The organism is Streptantibioticus silvisoli, from assembly GCF_027947535.2.
Taxonomy (GTDB): domain Bacteria; phylum Actinomycetota; class Actinomycetes; order Streptomycetales; family Streptomycetaceae; genus Streptantibioticus_C; species Streptantibioticus_C silvisoli.
The window spans coordinates 24,066-41,045 of the sequence record NZ_JAAGKO020000021.1; the positions used below are offsets into that span (position 1 = coordinate 24,066).

The following is a 16,980-nucleotide window of genomic DNA, read 5'->3' on the forward strand; positions in this document are numbered from 1 at the left end:
CGCCGCGTCATCACCAGGGTCGTCGCCGCCCGCCGGGGGTGGGGTGCCCCGCGGTCCCGTCCTCGCACGACGCCCGCGACCCGCCCCCGACCCGCACGGCTCACCGCCCACCGTCCACGGCTCACCCCCGTACAGCCGATGGCTCACCGCCCACCGCCCACCGGCCGCAGCTCACAGTTCACCGGCCACCGTCCGCAGGCCGCGGCTCGACCCGTCCTGTGCGACACGTTCGCCATTCGTCTAGGGAAGGAAATCCATGAGTACACCGTCGGTCGCGTTGGACGACGTGCCGTTCAATTCGTTCCACGCTCGTGCCGTCTTATTCTGCGGCGGGAGCTTGTTCCTCGATGGATATGTGCTGGGCGTGGGAGGCTTCGCGCTGGCGTCGTGGGGACCGCAGGTCCATCTCGGCCCGACGTGGACCGGCGCGATCGGTTCGGCGACGTTGTTCGGTCTTTTCGTCGGAAGTCTGATCTTCGGCCGGATCACGGACCGGTTCGGCCGGAAGCTCCTCTTTCTCGTCCACCTCTTCGTCCTGCTGCTCCTGTCGCCGGTCCAGCTGTTCGTCGAAGGTCCGCTGGCGCTCTTCGTCGTCCGGTTCTTCATGGGGATGGTCATCGGGGCGGACTTCACGATCGCCATCGCCCTGCTCGCCGAACTCGTACCGAGGAAGCGGCGCGGTCTGTGGCTGTCCTACCTGAACGTTCTCGCGATCGTCGGCCTGGCCGTGGCGTACCCGGTGAAGGCCGCACTGGACGTCCTCGGTGACGACTCCTGGCGGTGGTTGCTGGCCAGCAGCGCCGTACCCGCCGCGATCGTGCTGCTGATGCGGATCGGCGCGCCGGAATCCCCGCGCTGGCTCGTGCGGAAGGGGCGGGACGCCGAGGCCAGGGCCGTGCTGGACAAGTTCTACGGCACCCACGTCTACATCGACGCGGCCGACCGTGAGGACGCCGGCACGCAGTCGAGGATCGGGGAGCTGTTCTCCCGGTCCATGTGGCGCCGGACGGTGTTCGCCGGCGGCTTCTGGGCCTGCCAGGGGATGCCGTACTACGCCATCTACATCTTCCAGGAGCAGATCTGCACCGCCATCGGCCTGGGCAACGGGTTCTGGTCCGGGCTGGTGTTCAACCTGTTCCTGCTGCTCGGCGCCGTGTTCGGCCTGCCGGTCGCGAACCGGATGCCGCGCCGCGCGATGCTGCTGTGGACGTTCGTCATCACCGCGGTCGCGCTGACGGTGCTGGCCAGCCTTCCGGCCGGACGGGTGGTGCCCCTGGTGATCGCGTTCGCCGTCTTCGCCCTGGTGCTCGCCGCCGCGACGAACCTCCAGTCCGTCTATCCCGGTGAGCTCTTCCCGACGGACCTGCGCGCGACCGGCGTGGGCGTGGCCACCGCGATCAGCCGGATCGGCGCGTGCGTGGGCACCTTCCTGCTGCCGATCACCATTCACCGCTTCGGTGTCCAGGCCTCGTTCTACGGCCTGGCGGCGGTCCTCGTCCTCGGGTTCCTCCTGACGAAGGCCTGGGCCCCCGAGACCCACGACCTCGCGCTGGCCGAGGCCAGCCGGATGCCCGGGGCGCGGGGCTCCCGCGAAGGGGACATCGGTCCGGCAGCCACGGCCCCGGAACTGCGGCCGTAGAACCCGCGGGCCGCGCGGCCCCGGTCCGGGCGACGACGACGCGCTCACGCGCGGCCAACCGGGGGCGGGACATCACAATTCCCGCCCCCGGGCAGCCGTCCCGCACCCGGCGGAACGCCGCCGAGCCGCCGGGCAGTGGATCGACGCGGCGCCCGCGGGTGCGGGCGCACTGGGGGAGCCGTGCCGGGGGCGGCTGAACGCCTCGGTCCGGCGAACAGCGGCGCGCGGGCGTCCGGGAGCGCCCGCCGCCGGACCGGCCGCATCTCCGGACCGGCGCTCTCTGGACCGGCGGCGGCACCGTCCCGGCGGCGGCACCGTCCGTCAGATGTCGCGGAACGTCTCGATCTGCGCGCCGATGGAGTTCAGCCGCTCGGCCAGCTCCTCGTATCCGCGGTTGATCACATAGACGTTGCGCAGCACCGAAGTGCCCTCGGCGGCCAGCATCGCCAGCAGTACGACGACGGCCGGGCGCAGCGCCGGCGGGCACATCATCTCCGCCGAGCGCCAGCGGGTCGGCCCGTCCACCAGTACCCGGTGCGGGTCGAGCAGCTGGACGGCGGCGCCGAGCCGGGTGAGTTCGGTCAGGTAGATCGCCCGGTTGTCGTAGACCCAGTCGTGGATCAGCGTCGAGCCCTGGGCGGTCGCCGCGATCGCCGCGAAGAACGGCACGTTGTCGATGTTCAGCCCGGGGAACGGCATGGGGTGGATCTTGTCGAGCGGCGCCTTCAGTTTCGACGGGCGCACGGTGAGGTCCAGCAGCCGGGTGCGGCCGTTGTCGGCGCGGTACTCGGCGCTGCGCTCGTGGTCCAGGCCCATCTCCTCCAGGACCGCCAGCTCGATCTCCAGGAACTCGATCGGCACCCGGCGTATCGTCAGCTCCGAGGAGGTCACCACCGCGGCCGCGATCAGGCTCATCGCCTCGACCGGGTCCTCCGACGGCGAGTAGTCCACGTCGCAGTCGATGGTGGCCAGCCCGTGCACGGTCAGCGTGGTGGTGCCGATGCCCTCGACCTTGACGCCCAGCTGCTCCAGGAAGAAGCACAGGTCCTGGACCATGTAGTTGGAGCTGGCGTTGCGGATCACGCTGGCGCCCGGGTAACGGGCCGCGGCCAGCAGCGCGTTCTCCGTCACGGTGTCGCCGCGCTCGGTCAGCACGATCGGGCGGCGCGGCGCGGTCGAGCGGTCGACCTCCGCGTGGTACGAGCCGGTGGTGGCGGTGACCTCCAGGCCGAAGTGGCGCAGCGCCGCCATGTGCGGGTGCACGGTACGGGTGCCCAGGTCGCAGCCGCCGGCGTACGGGATCTTGAAGCGGTTGGCCCGGTGCATCAGCGGGCCGAGGAACATGATGACGCTGCGGGTGCGGCGGGCCGCCTCGGTGTCCATCGCGTCGAGGTTGAGGTGCGCGGGCGGCACGACCTCCAGGTCGTTGCCGTCGTTGATCCACCGGGTGCGCACGCCGATGCTGTTGAGGACCTCCAGGATGCGGAAGACCTCCTCGATCCTGGCCACCCGGCGCAGCGTGGTGCGCCCGGCGTTGAGCAGCGTCGCGCACAGCAGCGCGACGCAGGCGTTCTTGCTCGTCTTGACGTCGATGCCGCCGGACAGGCTCCGGCCGCCGACCACCCGCAGGTGCATGGGGCCGGAGTAGCCGAGGGAGACGATCTCGCTGTCCAGGGCCTCGCCTATGCGCGCGATCATCTCAAGGCTGATGTTCTGATTCCCACGCTCGATGCGGTTGACGGCACTCTGACTGGTGCCGAGTGCCTCCGCCAGCTGTGACTGGGTCCACCCGCGGTGCTGACGAGCGTCACGGATGAGCTTGCCGATGCGTACGAGGTAGTCTTCTGCCATGCGACGAGGATATCTCAGATATGAGATGGACTAGTCAATCGGAGCGGGCCATTCGGGTGAACGACCCCTGCCACGACGGCCCGTCCGCCCCCTGAAGCGGCGCCTCCGCGGCCCCGGGACGATGCTTCCGCAAGCCCCGGAACCGCGCCTGCGCAAGCCCCCGGAACGGTGCTTGCGCACGCCCTCGGAAACCGCGCCGCCGCAGCCCCCGCCCCGGAAAACCGCGCCGCCGCGAGCCCCCCGAACGCCGCCCGTGCGAAGCGGCCGACCGCGATGGCCTCCGCCGCGGTCCCGGGCCGACCCGGTCCGCGCCCGCCGGCCCCGTCCGCGCCCGCCGACCCGGCCGACCCCCGCCGACCCCATCCGCCGACCCCGGGCAATCCGCGCACCCCGGCCGCCGCTCCCTCGCCGGACAACACCACCCGCCGACCCCGGGCATCCGCGCACCCCTTCCTCCCGCGGACGCCGCCACCCCCGCGTCCGGTACGGCTGGCTGTACACCGTGGCCGTATTCCTGCCTGGCGCAAGGGGGGCCCGTGGTAGGTCTGTTGACCAACGGACCTTGCTGGAAGGGAACATCAGTGACTGCGCTCCTCGCACTGCTCGCGTCAGCGTTCTGGGGGACCGCCGACTTCGGCGGCGGTATCGTCTCCCGGCGCATGCCGGTCGTCCTGGTCATGCTGACCTCCCAGGTGGTGGCGCTCGTCCTGCTGACCGCCGGCCTGTGCCTGCCGGGCGTGCACGTGCACATCGGCGTCTATCTGGTTTACGGCGCCCTCGCCGGGTTCCTCAACCTCTTCGGGGTCTTCGCGTTCTACCGGGCGATGACGAGCGGTCCGATGTCGCTGGTCGCCCCGATCGCCGCATGCGGTACCGCGTTGCCGGTCGCCTACGGCCTGCTGCGCGGCGAGCACGTGTCCGTCGTGCAGGGCGCGGGCATCGCCGTCGCCTTCGTGGGCATCGTCCTGGTCTCCGGCCCGGAGTTCCGCTCCGGCTTCGCCGGCGGCCGCACGATCCTCCTGGCGCTCGGCGCCGCGGCCGGCTTCGGCTCGCTCTACCTGTTCTCCGGTCTCGGCGCGCCGCACGGCGTGTACGGGACGCTGCTGGCCGAGAAGCTGACCGGGATCGTCATCCTGCTGCCGTTCGTGATAGCCACCGGGACGCTGAAGGGCATGGAGTTCAAGCGCAGCACGGTGGGCCTGGCCGTCGTCGTCGGCCTGGGGGACATCGGCGCCAGCGCGTCGTACGACAGCGCGGCGCACAGCGGCCACCTCGCGATGGTCTCGGTGCTCGGCTCCCTCTACCCGGTCGTCACCAGCCTGCTGGCCCGGCAGGTGCTCCACGAGCGGCTGCGGACCGTGCAGAACATCGGGGTCCTCGCCGCCCTGGGCGGTGTCGTCCTCATCAACGTCTAGCCGGCGGGCCGGCGGCCCGGACGTTGCGGCGAGGACGGCGACGTGGTCCGCGAGGGGCGACGCGCCCCGGAAGGGCCGCGCGGTCCGGCCGGCGCGGTCCCGGAGGGCGGATGCCGGCGGGTGCCCGGCCCGCGGCGGGACGCGCCCGGCGGTCCGCCACCCCTGTCGGCCGCGCCGGACCCGCGCCGAGCCGGTGCCGGACCCGCGCCGCGGCCGGTCGCGGCGCCCGCGCATGACCGATCGCGCGACCATGTACTAGAGTTATCTCGACATCGAGATATCTGTCGGGAAGGCGTGCCGCGGTCACGCGAGGAAGGGCCACCCAACTAAGGGTTACCTTAGCTGATGGGCGGCGACCCTGTGGCGGCAGGATGCGGTGGTACCCGCGAGATCATGCATAAGGAGACTGTCGTGTCGGCGAACAGCTTCGACGCCCGCAGCACGCTGAGCGTGGGCGACGAGTCGTATGAGATCTTCCGGCTGGACAAGGTCGACGGCTCCGCCCGTCTGCCGTACAGCCTGAAGGTGCTGCTGGAAAACCTGCTGCGTACCGAGGACGGCGCGAACATCACCGCCGACCACATCCGCGCGGTCGGCGGGTGGGACGCGAGCGCGCAGCCGAGCCAGGAGATCCAGTTCACCCCGGCCCGCGTGATCATGCAGGACTTCACCGGTGTGCCGTGTGTCGTGGACCTGGCCACCATGCGTGAGGCGGTCAAGGACCTCGGCGGCGACCCGTCGCGGATCAACCCGCTGGCCCCCGCCGAGCTGGTCATCGACCACTCCGTCGTCGCCGACCGCTTCGGCACCCCGGAGGCGTTCACCCAGAACGTCGAGCTGGAGTACGGCCGCAACAAGGAGCGCTACCAGTTCCTGCGCTGGGGCCAGACCGCGTTCGACGAGTTCAAGGTCGTCCCGCCCGGCACCGGCATCGTCCACCAGGTCAACATCGAGCACCTGGCCCGCACCGTCATGGTCCGCAACGGCCAGGCGTACCCCGACACCCTGGTCGGCACCGACTCGCACACCACGATGGTCAACGGCCTGGGCGTGCTGGGCTGGGGCGTCGGCGGCATCGAGGCGGAGGCGGCCATGCTCGGCCAGCCGGTCTCCATGCTGATCCCGCGGGTGGTCGGCTTCAAGCTCACCGGCGCGCTGCCCACCGGCACCACCGCCACCGACCTGGTGCTCACCATCACCGAGATGCTGCGCAAGCACGGGGTGGTCGGCAAGTTCGTCGAGTTCTACGGCGAGGGCGTCTCCGCGGTGCCGCTGGCCAACCGTGCCACCATCGGCAACATGTCGCCGGAGTTCGGCTCGACCGCCGCGATCTTCCCGATCGACGTCGAGACCGTCAACTACCTGAAGCTGACCGGGCGTTCCGAGCAGCAGCTGGCGCTGGTCGAGGCGTACGCCAAGGCGCAGGGCCTGTGGCTGGACCCGGCCGCCGAGCCGGACTTCTCCGAGAAGCTGGAACTGGACCTGGCGAGCGTCGTGCCGTCCATCGCCGGCCCCAAGCGCCCGCAGGACCGCATCGTGCTGGCCGAGGCCGCCGAGCGGTTCGCCACCGACGTGCGCAACTACGTCGCCGACGACGAGGAGGCGGGCAAGGAGTCCTTCCCGGCCTCCGACGCGCCGGCCTCGCGCAACGGTGTGCCGACCCGGCCGACCCCGGTGACCGCCCCCGACGGCAGCAGCTACGAGATCGACCACGGCGCCGTCACCGTCGCCGCGATCACCTCGTGCACCAACACCTCCAACCCGTACGTCATGGTCGCCGCCGCGCTGGTGGCCAAGAAGGCGGTGGAGAAGGGCCTGACGCGCAAGCCGTGGGTCAAGACCACCCTGGCCCCGGGCTCGAAGGTCGTCACCGACTACTTCGACCGGGCCGGCCTGACCCCGTACCTGGACAAGCTCGGCTTCAACCTGGTCGGCTACGGCTGCACCACCTGCATCGGCAACTCCGGCCCGCTGCCGGACGAGGTCTCCAAGGCGGTCAACGACGCCGACCTCGCCGTCGCCGCGGTGCTGTCCGGCAACCGCAACTTCGAGGGCCGGATCAACCCCGACGTCAAGATGAACTACCTGGCCTCGCCGCCGCTGGTGGTGGCCTACGCCATCGCCGGCTCGATGAAGACCGACATCACCCGCGAGGCCATCGGCATCGACACCGAGGGCAAGCCGGTGTACCTGGCCGACATCTGGCCGACCGAGCAGGAGGTCAACGAGGTCGTCGCCTCCGCCATCGGCGAGGAGATGTTCAAGACCTCCTACGCGGACGTCTTCGCCGGCGACGCGCAGTGGCAGGCGCTGCCCATCCCCACCGGTGACACGTTCGAGTGGGACGCGGAGTCCACCTACGTGCGCAAGCCCCCGTACTTCGACGGCATGACGATGGACCTGGCCCCGGTCGAGGACATCGCCGGCGCCCGGGTACTGGCCAAGCTGGGCGACTCGGTCACCACCGACCACATCTCCCCGGCCGGCTCCATCAAGGCCGACACCCCGGCCGGCCAGTACCTCACCGAGCACGGCGTCAAGCGCGGCGACTTCAACTCCTACGGTTCGCGGCGCGGCAACCACGAGGTGATGATCCGCGGCACCTTCGCCAACATCCGGCTGCGCAACCAGATCGCGCCGGGCACCGAGGGCGGCTACACCCGCGACTTCACCCAGGAGGGCGCCCCGGTCGCCTTCATCTACGACGCCTCGCAGAACTACCAGGCGGCCGGCACCCCGCTGGTCGTGCTGGCCGGCAAGGAGTACGGCTCCGGCTCGTCGCGCGACTGGGCGGCCAAGGGCACCGCGCTGCTGGGCGTCAAGGCGGCCATCGCCGAGTCCTACGAGCGCATCCACCGCTCGAACCTCATCGGCATGGGCGTGCTGCCGTTGCAGTACCCCGAGGGCGCCACGGCGCAGTCGCTGGGCCTGACCGGTGAGGAGACCTTCACCATCACCGGGGTGACCGCCCTGAACGACGGCAGCACCCCGGCCACCGTCAAGGTCTCCACCGACACCGGTGTCGAGTTCGACGCGATCCTGCGCATCGACACCCCCGGTGAGGCGGACTACTACCGCAACGGCGGCATCATGCAGTACGTGCTGCGGTCGCTGCTGCGCAAGTAGGCACCCTCCCGCGCGGCCGCCGGCGGACCACCGCCGCCGGCCGCGCGGGCCGGCCGCCCGGTGACGTCCCGGCCCGGACCGCGAACCGCCGCCGCCGTGCGGGCCGGTCCGCCCGGAGCTGCCGGCACCGCCGGACGGACCGGGCAACTGATCCGGAAGCGGTAAAAAAACCCGACAGGGCCGCATCCCGCCACAAGCGGGGTGCGGCCTTCTCGTATGTTGCGGGCGGGGCCGGTCGTCGGTGCGGGGCCGGCCCCGGTCGTCGCGCGGCGCGGCCGGCCGCCGCCGCGCAGGAAGGAGCGGGCCGCCGACATGAGGAGTCGTGAGGTCACAACCCGGGAAAGCTTCCCGCCCAAATGGGCGTTCGATCTTGCCCTGACTATGACAACTGGACTATACCTGTCGGCGTTCAGCGGCCGTCGTTACGACCCCCAGCTTCACCCCGAACCGCGGTAACCGGCGGGTATCCGGTGCACCGCCTGAGTCCTGGAGAAAGCGAGGACTTGAGCATGGGACCGACCATCGAGCCCGGCAGGCTTGCCCGGCGTGACCTCATCAAGCGTGCGGCGGCGATGGGAGCCGTCGCCGTACCGGCGGCGGCCCTCCTGAGCGGCTGCGCGGCCGGCGGAAGCGGCTCGACCAAGAAGGACACCGGTACCAAGACCGCGGCCAACCCGCTCGGCGTCGACAAGAACGCGCCGCTCGACGTCGTCATCTTCGACGGCGGATTCGGGGACGACTACGCACGCCAGTTCGAGAAGCTGTACTCCAAGGAGTACACCGGGGCGAAGGTCTCCCACACCCCCACCCAGAACATCACCGGCCTGCTCCAGCCCCGGCTGAACGCGGGCGACCCGCCGGACATCGTCGACGACTCCGGCAACCAGATGATCAAGCTGGACGTGCTGCAGAAGGCCGGCCAGCTGACCGACCTCACCCCGCTGCTCGACGCGCCGTCCATAGACGACCCGAGCAAGAAGGTCCGCGACATACTGATGCCGGGCACCGTCCAGATCGGCATGGTCGACAACAAGTTCGTCACCCTGCCGTACGTCTACACCGTCTCCGGCATGTGGTACTCCGGCAAGCTGTTCAAGCAGCACGGCTGGACCGCGCCCACCACCTGGTCCGACTTCATGTCGCTCAGCGCCGAGATCAAGAAGACCACGAAGATCGCGCCCTTCGCCCACCAGGGCAAGTACCCGTACTACATCGACGTGGCCATCATGGACCTGGCGATCAAGAACGGCGGCCAGGACTTCCTCACCCGCATCGACGCGATGGACCCGACGATCTGGGACGAGGACGCCGCCAAGAACGCCATCGAGGCGATGTACGAGATCGTGCAGCGGAACTACCTGCTGCCCGGCACCGACGGCATGACGCACATCGAGTCGCAGACCGCCTGGAACCAGTACAAGGCCGCGTTCATCCCCTGCGGCGCCTGGCTGGAGAACGAGCAGCTGAAGGCCACGCCGTCGGACTTCCAGATGACGTTCATGCCGATGCCCTCGCTGCCCGGCGACAAGCTGCCGGCCACCGCCATACGCGGCGGCGCCAACGAGTTCTACATCGTGCCCAAGCAGGCGAAGAACGCGGCCGGCGGCATGGAGTTCATGCGCCTGATGCTCAGCAAGAAGGGCGCCACCGCGTTCGCGCAGACCGCCAACTCGCTGACCGTCGTCAAGGACGGCGTCGACCCCACCGTCAAGCTGCGCCCGGGTACCCAGTCCACGGTGACCGCGCTGAAGGCCGCCGGGGCGAACGTGTTCAACCCGACCTACGTCAACGACTACAGCGCCTTCGCCACCGACATGGACAACGCCAGCGCCGAGGTCATGGCGAACCGCATGAAGCCCGCCGAGTGGCTGAAGACGGTCAAGGCGTCGGCGGTGAAGGCGAAGAAGGGCTCCTGACCCCGGGAACGCCCTCCCGGCGTGCCGCCGCCCGGCGGCCGCGCCGCCGCCCCACGCACCACACGGTGGCGGCACGCCCCCCGCGTGCCGCCACCGCGGCCGGACACCAAGGCAGGAGCCATGAGACACCGCAGGTACCCGTTCATCGTGGGTTTTCTCATCGTGCCGGTCGCGCTGTACGCGGTCCTGGTGATCTGGCCGTACATACAGACCTTCGGCTACTCGCTCACCGACTGGTCGGGCGAGTCGCAGACCATGCACTTCATCGGGCTGAAGAACTACACGGCGCTGCTGAGCGACCACGTCTTCCTCACCGCGCTGGAGCACAACGGCCTGCTGCTGGTCTTCCTGCCCGTCATCACCATCCTGCTGGCGCTGTTCTTCGCGTTCATGCTGAACGTGGGCGGGCAGGGCAGGACCGGCGGTGTGCAGGGCGTGGCGGGTGCGGCCTTCTACAAGGTGGTGTTCTTCTTCCCGCAGGTGCTGTCGGTGGCGATCCTCGCGGTGCTGTTCGAGGCGGTCTACCGCAGTGACGCCGGCGGTCTGCTCAACGGCGTGCTGGTGAAGATCGGCCTGGAGAACTCGCAGAACCCGATCGAGTGGCTCAACGATCCGGGCACCGTGCTGTGGTGCCTGCTGGCCATCATGGTCTGGCAGGGCGTCGGCTTCTACCTGGTGCTGTTCTCGGCGGCCATGCAGTCCATCCCGAAGGAGATCTTCGAGGCCGCGCTGCTGGACGGCGCCGGCCGGGCGCAGACCTTCTTCAAGGTCACCATGCCGCTGCTGTGGGACAGCGTCCAGACCGCCTGGGTGTACCTGGCCATCGCCGCGATGGACTTCTTCGCGCTGGTCTCCACCCTGACCCCCGGCACCGCCTACGGCGGCGGCCCCGATTACCACTCCGAAGTGCTGTCGACGTATCTGATGCGCAACTTCCTGTACTTCGGGAAGAGCGGATACGCCTGCGCCATGGGCGTGGTGATCCTGTTCCTGACCCTGATCGTGTCGGTGCTGGCCCTGAGGGCCACCCGCCGCGAGCGCATCGAGTTCTGAGCGGGGCTGCCACCCATGAGTACTGTCGAGGACCCCACCCCCACCCCGGTCGCCGTCACCGCGGCCGCGCCCGCCCGGCCCCCCGGCCGCGACGAGCGGTTCGCCGACTCCGGCAAGGCGCTCAACGTCTTCTCGCACGGCTTCCTGGTGCTGTGGGCGGTGATGATCGTGCTGCCGCTGGTGTGGATCGTGCTGGGTGCGTTCAAGACCAGTACGGAGATCGGCGGCAGCGCCTGGGCCTGGCCGACCAACTGGAACCTGGGCGCCTTCGGCCGCGCCTGGGAGAACGGGGTCGGCGGCTTCCTGGTGCACACCTTGATCGTGCTGGTCTTCTCGGTGACCCTCACGATGCTGTTCGGCTCGATGGCCGCCTACGTGCTGGCGCGCTACGAGTTCCCCGGCAACCGGCTGATCTACTTCTTCTTCGTGGCCGGCGCGATGTTCCCGGTCTACCTGGCGCTGGTGCCGCTGTTCTTCATGCTGAAGAACCTCGGCATGCTCAACACCTACCAGGGCCTGATCCTGGTGTACGTCGCGTACTCGATGCCGTTCACCGTCTTCTTCATGCACTCGTTCTTCCGCACGCTGCCGACCGCGCTGCACGAGGCTGCGATGATCGACGGCTGCTCGCACACCCGGGCGTTCTTCCAGATCATGCTGCCGATCGCCAAGCCCGGCCTGCTGAGCGTGGGGATATTCAACGTGCTGGGCCAGTGGAACCAGTACATCCTGCCGCTGACCTTGATGCAGAAGCAGTCCGGTACCGACGCCGACCACTCGGTGCTGACCCAGGGACTGGTCAACCTCATGGTGCAGTCCGGGTACAAGAACGACATGCCCGCGCTGTTCGCCGGTATGACGATCGCAATGCTGCCGGTCCTGGTGGTCTACCTGTCCTTCCAGCGCCAGGTCCAGGCGGGCCTGACCGCCGGCACCCTCAAGTGAGGCGGTGCCGCCGCCGTCCTTTCACAACCTGACGCCGGGCTCCGTCCTGCTGAACGGGGTCTTTCGCCGTGCCCGGCATGTGTGATCATCTCGGGGTTGTCCTGGTCGATCTCTTGACGGGACAGGACGCCTGAGGCTCTGCTTAGGGTTCACATGTTGTAGACGACGGCGGGAGTGGTAGGTCGTGCAGACTCCGGGGTCGCAGTCGTCCCTGCACCGGGCCAATCTCGAACGGGTCGTGCGCGCCGTGCGGCTGGCCGGTTCGCTGACCCAGGCCGAGATCGCCCGGGGCACCGGCCTGTCCGCGGCCACCGTCTCCAACATCGTGCGGGAACTGCGCGACAACGGCACGGTCCAGGTCACCCCCACCTCCTCCGGCGGCCGGCGGGCCCGCAGCGTCTCGCTGTCCGGTGACGCCGGCATCGTGGTGGGCGTCGACTTCGGCCACTCCCACCTGCGCGTCGCGGTGGGCAACCTGGCGCACCAGGTGCTGGCGGAGCAGACCGAGCCGATCGACGTCGACGCCTCCGCCGCCCAGGGCTTCGACCGGGCGGAGCGGCTGGTGGCCCGGCTGGTGGAGACCACCGGGATCGGCGCCGACAAGGTCATCGGGGTCGGCCTGGGCGTGCCGGGACCGCTCGACATCGCCACCGGCGTGCTGGGCTCGACGGCCATACTGCCGGGCTGGAGCGGAATCAACCCGCGCGAGGAGCTGGCCGGCCGGCTCGGCATGCCGGTGCACGTCGACAACGACGCCAACCTCGGCGCCCTCGGCGAGCTGGTGTGGGGCAGCGGCCGCGGCGCGCAGGACCTGGCGTACATCAAGGTCGCCAGCGGCGTCGGCGCCGGACTGGTGATCAACGGGCGCATCTACCGCGGCCCGGGCGGCAGCGCCGGGGAGATAGGCCACATCACCCTCGACGAGTCGGGACCGGTCTGCCGCTGCGGAAACCGCGGCTGCCTGGAGACGTTCACCGCCGCCCGGCACGTGCTGGAGCTGCTGCGCGGCAGCCACGGGCCGGACCTGACCGTGCCGCGCATGGTGCAGCTGGCCCGGGAGGGCGACCCGGGGTGCCGCCGGGTCATCGCCGACGTCGGACGGCACGTGGGCATGGGGGTGGCCAACCTGTGCAACGTGCTCAATCCCACCCGGGTCGTGCTCGGCGGCGACCTCGCCGACTCCGGTGAGCTGGTGCTCGGGCCGATCCGCGAATCCGTCTCCCGTTACGCGATCCCCAGCGCCGCCCGCCAACTGGCCATCGTTCCCGGGGCGTTGGGCGGTCGCGCCGAAGTGCTCGGAGCGCTGGCGCTGGTGCTGAGCGAAATGACCGATTCCGACCATATGACCGATCCCGGACGGGATTCGCTCGCCTTCAGGTAGATAACAAGTGATGACGTTGTCATCTCGTTAACGATTTACTTCTTGACGCCAAGACGGGCGCGGAGTTGACTCACGTGAACCTCGGCCGCAGCGACGCGGCCCTGTCAGGGAGGCACCCGTGAACATCATTCTGCGTCGCGCCGTTATCGCGACCGCTGCCGTGTCGATGGCCTTCACCATGGCCGCGTGCGGCAAGGCGGGCGATAGCAAGTCCACCACCGCGTCGGCCAGCAAGGGCTTCAAGATAGGCCTGGCTCTGCCGGAGAACCAGACCACGCGTTACGAGGCGGTCGACCGCCCCAAGATCGAGGCGAAGATCAAGCAGCTGTGCCCCAGCTGCACGATGGACTACGAAAACGCCGCGCAGAACGCGAACACCCAGCAGCAGCAGATCCAGACCCTGATCAACGACGGCGACAAGGCCATTATCGTTGACGCGGTCGACTTCAAGGCGATCCAGCCGTCGATCGAGGCCGCCCACAAGAAGGGCATCAAGATCGTGGCGTACGACCGCCTGGCCCAGGGCCCGGTCGACGCCTACGTCTCCTTCGACAACGAGAAGGTCGGCGAGCAGCAGGGCACCGCGCTGCTGGCGGCGATGGGCTCCAAGGCCACGCCCAGCAGCAAGATCATCATGGTGAACGGCGACCCGGGTGACCCGAACGCCGCCCAGTTCAAGGCCGGCGCGCTCAAGGTGCTCCAGGGCAAGGTCGACATCGCGGCCAAGTTCGACACCACCGGCTGGCTGGCGAACAACGCCAACCAGGAGGTCGCCGGCTCGATCAGCCGCATCGGCGCCAAGAACATCGCCGCGGTCTACTCCGCCAACGACGGCATGGCCGCCGGTGTGGTCTCCGCCCTGCAGGCCGCCCACATCAAGCCGATCCCGCCGGTCTCCGGCCAGGACTCGCAGATCGACGGCGTCCAGCGGGTGCTCGCCGGCACCCAGGCGTTCACCATCTACAAGCCGTACACCACCGAGGCCGACGACGCCGCCACCATGGCGATCGACCTGGTCACCGGCAAGTCGCTGTCCGCCGTGGCCGACACCACCCAGTCCAGCGCGACGAACAAGAACATCCCGTCGAAGCTGATCCCGACCGTGGTGCTCACCAACAAGAACGTGCAGCAGACCGTGGTCGCCTCCGGCCTCTACACCGTCCAGGCGATCTGCACCCCGCAGTACAAGGCCGCCTGCGACAAGGCCGGCCTCAAGTAACAAAAAGAGCCCAGGACCGGCCGGAGCACCGCTCCGGCCGGTTCGCACGGACCTGTCCGGCGTCCCCTCCCATCGACTAACCCCGCTGCGGGTCGGGACGCCGGACGGACCCCACCCGCAGCGGCAACCGTCCGCCGGGCCAGGGGAGCCGACGGCTCTCCCGTCCGCACGCAACCCCGCGCCGGCCCCCTCCGGCGCGGTCCCCGCCGGTCAGGCGGCGAAGGAGTTGGTTCATGTGTCCGCTACGCCCGTGCTGGCGTTGCGCGGGGTCTCCAAGCGGTTCGGTGCCGTACAGGCGCTGACCGACGTCGAGCTGGAGATCCATGCCGGTGAGGTGGTCGCCCTGGTCGGCGACAACGGCGCCGGAAAGTCCACCCTGGTCAAAACGATCGCCGGGGTCCACCCGATCGACGAGGGCGTCACCGAGTGGGAGGGCAAGCCGGTCTCCATCGCCCGGCCGCACGACGCCCAGGCGCTCGGCATCGCGACCGTCTACCAGGACCTCGCGCTGTGCGACAACCTCGACGTCGTGCAGAACCTCTTCCTCGGCCGGGAGATCCGCCGGTTCGGCGTGCTCGACGAGGTCGAGATGGAAAAGCGGGCGCGCGAACTGCTGCACACGCTGTCCATCCGCATACCCAGCGTCCGCATCCCGATCGCCTCGCTGTCCGGTGGTCAGCGGCAGGTCGTGGCCATCGCCCGCTCGCTGATCGGCGAGCCGAAGCTGGTCATCCTCGACGAGCCCACCGCCGCGCTCGGCGTCGAGCAGACCGCCCAGGTCCTCGACCTGGTCGAGCGGCTGCGCGACCGGGGCCTCGCGGTCATCCTCATCAGCCACAACATGGTGGACGTCAAGGCGGTCGCCGACCAGGTCGCCGTGCTGCGGCTGGGGCGCAACAACGGCGTCTTCCCGGTCGGGACCACCACCCAGGAAGAGATCATCTCCGCCATCACCGGCGCCACGGACAACGCCGTGACCCGCCGTAAGGCGCGTTCCGCGGAGGGCGAGAAGTGAGCAACCCGGAGATCGGAAACACGGAGCCGCGGGAGACCGTCCCCGGCCAGCGGGCCGGCCAGGAGGCCGCCCTCACCAAGAGCACCCCCGCTGCGACGCCCACCGACGACGCGGTCGCCGCGCCGGCGGCGGCCGCGGCCGCCATCGTCGCCGTCGACCCGCGACTGCTGGTGCGCGAGGAGGGCCTCAAGGGCTACCTCACCGAGTTCGGCCGCCGCATGCGCAGCGGTGACCTCGGGTCGGTGCCGGTCGTCGCCGCGCTGATCATCATCTGGATCGTCTTCGGCCTGCTCAACAGCTCCTTCCTGTCGGCGAACAACTTCGCCACCATCGCGCAGGACATCGTCGGCACCGGCCTGATCGCCCTCGGCGTGGTCTTCGTCCTGCTGCTGGGCGAGATCGACCTGTCGGTCTCCTACGTCGGCGGTGTCGCGGGCGCGGTCTTCGCCGTCCTGGCCGTCAACCACGGCATGTCCGGCGGCCTGGCCCTGGTGCTGGGCATCCTCACCGGTACCGTGCTCGGCTTCGTGCACGGCTTCTTCTTCGCCAAGGTCGGGGTACCGGCGTTCGTCGTCACCCTGGCCGGCTTCCTGGCCTGGAACGGCCTGATGCTCCAGGTGCTGGGCCAGCACGGCACCATCAACCTGCCGGCCAACGGTGTGCTGTACCAGATGTACAACTACACGTTCGAGGACGTCGGCGCCGCCTACGGCCTGGCGCTGATCGGCACCGTGCTCTACCTGGTCTTCGCGCTGCTGGAGGCCGCCAAGCGCCGCAAGGCCAACATCCCCTCCCGTCCGCTGGCCGACATCATCGTCAAGACCGCCGCCCTGGCGATCCTGGCCTTCGTCGCCGCGTACGTGCTCAACCAGAACAGCGGCCTGCCGCTGGACCTGCTGATCTTCCTGGTCCTGGTGGTCGGCTGGGACCTGGTGCTGCGGCGCACCTCCTACGGCCGCAAGGTCTTCGCGGTCGGCGGCGGCATCGAGGCGGCCCGCCGGGCCGGCATCAACGTCGCCAAGGTGCGCATCTCGGTGTTCATGATCTCCGGCACCATGGCCGCCATCGGCGGCATGTTCCTGGCCGGCCAGGTCAACTCCGCGCAGTCCACCCAGGGCGGCGGCAACACGCTGATGAACGCCATCGCGGCGGCCGTCATCGGTGGCACCAGCCTCTTCGGCGGCCGGGGCAAGACCTGGTCCGCGCTGCTCGGCGCGCTGGTCATCGTCTCCATCCAGCAGGGCCTGTACATCCTCAACCTCGGCACCGCGATCCAGTACATGGTCACCGGCGCCGTCCTGCTCGCGGCGGTCGTGGTCGACTCGATCTCGCGCCGTACCCAGCAGGCGGCCGGGCGCGCCTGACGCCCCGCCAACGACGACGCCCGGCACCCGCGAGAGCGGTCGCCGGGCGTCGTCGT

General features: G+C 69.7%; 11 protein-coding genes. 10 read left to right on the forward strand and 1 reads right to left on the reverse strand.

Features of this window, described 5'->3' with window-relative positions:
* Positions 1–256: 256 nt before the first annotated feature.
* Entirely contained in the window at positions 257–1,639 is a 1,383-nt protein-coding gene (locus tag POF43_RS15785; protein WP_271313033.1) for an MFS transporter, read from the forward strand.
* 321 nt (positions 1,640–1,960) lie between these two features.
* On the opposite strand, the gene POF43_RS15790 is transcribed toward POF43_RS15785, so the two are convergent.
* Entirely contained in the window at positions 1,961–3,490 is a 1,530-nt protein-coding gene (locus POF43_RS15790; protein ID WP_271313034.1) for a helix-turn-helix domain-containing protein, read from the reverse strand.
* 581 nt (positions 3,491–4,071) lie between these two features.
* Here POF43_RS15790 and POF43_RS15795 point away from each other — a divergent pair.
* The 9 genes from POF43_RS15795 (at position 4,072) to POF43_RS15835 (ending at position 16,924) form a co-directional block, all read left to right on the forward strand.
* Positions 4,072–4,905: an EamA family transporter gene (locus tag POF43_RS15795; protein ID WP_271316512.1), complete on the forward strand. Its 834-nt coding sequence runs from the start codon at positions 4,072–4,074 to the stop codon at positions 4,903–4,905.
* A gap of 411 nt (positions 4,906–5,316) precedes the next feature.
* Positions 5,317–8,031 (forward strand): aconitate hydratase AcnA, encoded by a 2,715-nt coding sequence (gene acnA, locus POF43_RS15800; protein ID WP_271324522.1) that lies wholly within the window; start codon positions 5,317–5,319, stop codon positions 8,029–8,031.
* Positions 8,032–8,540: 509 nt separating this feature from the next.
* Positions 8,541–9,947: an N-acetylglucosamine/diacetylchitobiose ABC transporter substrate-binding protein gene (gene ngcE, locus POF43_RS15805; protein WP_271316511.1), complete on the forward strand. Its 1,407-nt coding sequence runs from the start codon at positions 8,541–8,543 to the stop codon at positions 9,945–9,947.
* A gap of 120 nt (positions 9,948–10,067) precedes the next feature.
* Positions 10,068–11,000, forward strand: a complete 933-nt coding sequence (locus POF43_RS15810; protein WP_271324521.1) for a carbohydrate ABC transporter permease — start codon at positions 10,068–10,070, stop codon at positions 10,998–11,000.
* Between the two features lie 15 nt (positions 11,001–11,015).
* Positions 11,016–11,945 (forward strand): carbohydrate ABC transporter permease, encoded by a 930-nt coding sequence (locus POF43_RS15815; RefSeq protein WP_282698886.1) that lies wholly within the window; start codon positions 11,016–11,018, stop codon positions 11,943–11,945.
* A gap of 184 nt (positions 11,946–12,129) precedes the next feature.
* Positions 12,130–13,326 (forward strand): ROK family transcriptional regulator, encoded by a 1,197-nt coding sequence (locus tag POF43_RS15820; protein ID WP_271313719.1) that lies wholly within the window; start codon positions 12,130–12,132, stop codon positions 13,324–13,326.
* 118 nt (positions 13,327–13,444) lie between these two features.
* Positions 13,445–14,545, forward strand: coding sequence for a substrate-binding domain-containing protein (locus POF43_RS15825; protein ID WP_271313720.1), 1,101 nt, complete (start codon positions 13,445–13,447; stop codon positions 14,543–14,545).
* 226 nt (positions 14,546–14,771) lie between these two features.
* The gene (locus POF43_RS15830) at positions 14,772–15,560 is read left to right on the forward strand and encodes an ATP-binding cassette domain-containing protein (protein WP_271313721.1); all 789 of its coding nucleotides are present in this window, start codon (positions 14,772–14,774) and stop codon (positions 15,558–15,560) included.
* Positions 15,557–16,924 carry a sugar ABC transporter permease gene (locus POF43_RS15835; RefSeq protein WP_443732103.1) on the forward strand — a complete coding sequence of 456 codons (1,368 nt, stop codon included), beginning with the start codon at positions 15,557–15,559 and terminating at the stop codon, positions 16,922–16,924. The genes POF43_RS15830 and POF43_RS15835 overlap by 4 nt, the downstream gene beginning before the upstream one ends.
* Positions 16,925–16,980 lie beyond the last annotated feature (56 nt).